The organism is Bartonella sp. SD1336NMGDW, from assembly GCF_042193565.1.
Taxonomy (GTDB): Bacteria; Pseudomonadota; Alphaproteobacteria; order Rhizobiales; family Rhizobiaceae; genus Bartonella; species Bartonella grahamii.
Window position 1 is genome coordinate 1 of record NZ_JBHILW010000074.1, and the last position, 1,005, is coordinate 1,005.

Consider the following 1,005-nt stretch of genomic DNA (forward strand, 5'->3'; position numbering starts at 1 on the left):
CCTCTTTAACGAATTTTCAACTTTTTATCACCTTGAAACATAGATATATGCTAAACACTTCATTTTCATTTATACATCACCTAAGTATTTTCATTACGATATCTTGGCTTTGAGAAAATCTCTGTGCCTCTTTGAATTGTTCAGATAGTACTGAACCTTCTACAGTGGCTTTTGTCTTCATGAAAAAAAGCAAATGTTGTAAAGAGCTTTATTGGTTAGATCTTATTTTAGGCATATCTTTGTATTTAGAGGCTACAATTTTTCCATACAATTTACGTTTTTGTATTTCTATAAGAGACTCTTCGTTATCGCTTAAACTTCTGATCATTTGTAGCTTTGCATATTCATTTTGGATCATGGCTGACATGCTCTTGATGCGTGTTTGCAGCTCGAAAGCTTCTTTCAGATCTTTTGTTTTATTTATCTTATCTAAGAAGACGTCTATTTGTGTAAATCGGTTCTCTGCGTCTTGGAAAGTTTGCAAACTTACAGCTTTTTCGATAATTCCACTATATTTAAGACGCGTATTAATTATTTCGCGTATCTTATAATACGGTAATTCCTGGAAGCTGGTCCTTTTCTCTTCGAGAACAGTTTCACGAAAAAATTTTCTAAATTCCCCAACACTTACGGCTTGGTAGTTTTCCCGTGTTTCTGGGTAGATAGAAGACAAAAATTGTAAGAAATAACTAAAACTCTCTCCTGTTATTAGTGTTGACATTCTATTTCCTGTTATAGACTGAAGAATTTTTTCCGTGTTTTTGATCTGGTTTTCGTTTGCTATAATGTGTTGTTTTAACAAATTAATAATTTCCAGATATTCTGCGTTTGAAACAGGGAGAGGACTTTGAACAGTTGAACCTTGAGTCCCAGAACCCCAACTAAGGTTAGACGTTAGAGTTAAATTTATCATTCCCCAAATGGTAATCATTCCTGTTATAATAAATCGCTTTTTCATATATTTGCTCGCTTGATTTCGGCAGGGATTGTTTTATTAATAGGTAC

At 33.4% G+C, this 1,005-nt stretch carries 1 protein-coding gene; it reads right to left on the reverse strand.

Features of this window, described 5'->3' with window-relative positions; all coding sequences use genetic code 11:
* Positions 1 to 208 precede the first annotated feature (208 nt).
* Positions 209 to 958: a type IV secretion system protein gene (locus ACFIKH_RS09165; protein WP_375671537.1), complete on the reverse strand. Its 750-nt coding sequence runs from the start codon at positions 956 to 958 to the stop codon at positions 209 to 211.
* Between the last annotated feature and the right edge of the window lie 47 nt (positions 959 to 1,005).